The sequence below is a fragment of the Actinoplanes sp. G11-F43 genome, from assembly GCF_050589265.1.
In the GTDB taxonomy this organism is placed as follows: Bacteria; Actinomycetota; Actinomycetes; order Mycobacteriales; family Micromonosporaceae; genus Actinoplanes.
On record NZ_JBNZCE010000088.1, the window covers coordinates 1 to 1,911 of the forward strand.

The window sequence follows — 1,911 nt, forward strand, 5'->3', positions numbered from 1 at the left end:
CCGGATCATGACCGACTTCCCCGACGTGTTACGCACCGTCACCGCCCTGGAGATCTTCAGAACCGCCCAACCGGGTTTTGAATGACCCTCTAGGCGTCTGCTCCCACATTTTGTGAGCCTGTGAAAATAAATCACTCACCGGAATGTCTGGCTGCTTGTCAAGAGTTGAAAGAAGCCAGCCATGCAAATGGTTCGCCGAGAATTGCGCATCGAGTAGATGCGCAGCCACCGAACGTGCCGCTAGCTCGACAAGGTCCGGAGTGATTTTCCGCTGATCGGCGACCTCGGCCCACGATTCGAGATATCTCGTGCGGGTTCTGCGAGCCAACTCGCTCAGTTCGTCGGCGTTCGTAGTCGAGGCAAGGCCGGAGGAGCTCTTGCGCACGTGTGGCGTCCGCAGCAGCGCAACGATCCTGTCGCGCACCGGACCCGTGCCGAGTCCGATGTCACGTTCGACCAGGTTGGCGGTCGATGCCGTCACGTACTTCAGCCCCTCATCCGAGGCCATCGCTGAGGAGCGGTAACTGCCTGCATACTCAAGTACTTCCTGAAGTGCAAGATCGGTTCCGACTTGCCACAAGCTTCGGTGCCATGAGCTACGACGATCGAAGAGCTCTAGCAGCCGACGCTTGAGCATCGTCTCGACATTCTCATCTTGCGGACTCATAGCAGCATGCTACGGTAGCTACACGAGCTAAAGGCTCGTGCTTTCTAAGAAGCGGGAGTCGCCTCACGGCCGCTCCCGCTTTTATCTTGCGGTGGCCGTCGCTCAAGTGATCTCAACCGCTGGAACAGCCAGGATCCATGACCAGTGCACTCATCTGGCCGCTGAGCGCGGCGGGTTGTTCACTCCTCGCCTGGTGTGGGTTGGCCCCAGCGGGTTTCCAGCAGGAGGAACTCGAGGCCAAGACCGTCCTGGGACAAGCGGTGCGCGTCTTTATGTCCGGTTCGCCTTCGAACTGCGCGGCAGTGAGCCCTCTGTCCTGTCGTAGGGAGGGCCGCTGCTGTCCATCTGTCTCCAGGCCGGGAAGATTACCGGGCAGAGCGTGGCGAGCAGATACACGCCGCCAACCGTCAGCAGCGCACCGGGCAGGCCGGCCGCATCCACGAGGAAGCCCGCAGCGAGTCCGCCCATCGGAGTGACCAGCTGGACCGCGGCTGTCGTCGCACTCAGCACGCGGCTGCGCAGTTCCTCAGGCACCGTCTCATACGTCACGGTGGCCATGATGGGGTTGAGTACACCGAAGGCCAGGCCCTCTACCGCCATGATCGCGGCCAGCGGGGTGAAGCTGTCGCTGAAGGCGGCCACCACGAAGCGTGGCAGACCCCCGATGAGGAACGCGATCGTGAATACCGGCCACCGCCGAAAGCGGCTGCCCACAGCCCCGCAGATCAGCGCCCCCGTGAGTGCGCAGATGCCGAACGCCGCGTTCAGCAGACCGAGATCGATGGCACCATCAAGCTGCTCATGGGCATGCACGGGAAGAAGCACGGCGCTCCATCCCTGGTCGAGGCCTCTGGTGACCAGCGTCATCAGGCACAGGCCCAGCAGCAGCGGCGTGGCCGCCAAGAAGCGATAACCTTCCGCGAGCTCACGACGGTAGACCGGCAACGACGCCGGCTCGACCCGCCGCATGGGCTGGGCCTCGGGCAGGTCGCGCACTCCGAACGCGAACAGCGGCGCAGCCACCGCGAAGGTCGCGGCATCCACCAACAGCACGGTGTCGGCTCCCAGTACGGCGATCAGCACACCTCCGAGAGCGGACGCTGTTAGGCCGTGTATCGAAGTCGGCTACAACCATTCGTTGATCGCGGCGATGGTCACGGTGGCTTCGTAGCGGACGGCGAGTTTGTCGAAGCGGGTGGCGACAGCGCGGTTGCGTTTGAGCCGGTTGATGCCGCACTCGACAG

Annotated in this window: 2 protein-coding genes and 1 pseudogene; all 3 read right to left on the reverse strand. The window is 63.0% G+C overall.

Annotation, left to right across the window (positions count from 1 at the left end; translation table 11 throughout):
• Window positions 1-28 precede the first annotated feature (28 nt).
• On the reverse strand, window positions 29-667 hold the full coding sequence (locus tag ACQ0O7_RS44995) for a hypothetical protein (RefSeq protein ID WP_430792081.1): 639 nt from the start codon (window positions 665-667) through the stop codon (window positions 29-31).
• Window positions 668-937: 270 nt separating this feature from the next.
• Window positions 938-1,783 carry an MFS transporter gene (locus ACQ0O7_RS45000; RefSeq protein WP_430792082.1) on the reverse strand — a complete coding sequence of 282 codons (846 nt, stop codon included), beginning with the start codon at window positions 1,781-1,783 and terminating at the stop codon, window positions 938-940.
• Window positions 1,784-1,792: 9 nt separating this feature from the next.
• Window positions 1,793-1,911, reverse strand: a pseudogene (locus ACQ0O7_RS45005) (IS5 family transposase); the annotation flags it as partial.

Coding starts and splice junctions, on each gene's coding strand:
- ACQ0O7_RS44995 (WP_430792081.1), bottom strand. CDS start 667: ATGAGTCCGCAAGATGAGAATGTCGAGACGATGCTCAAGCGTCGGCTG.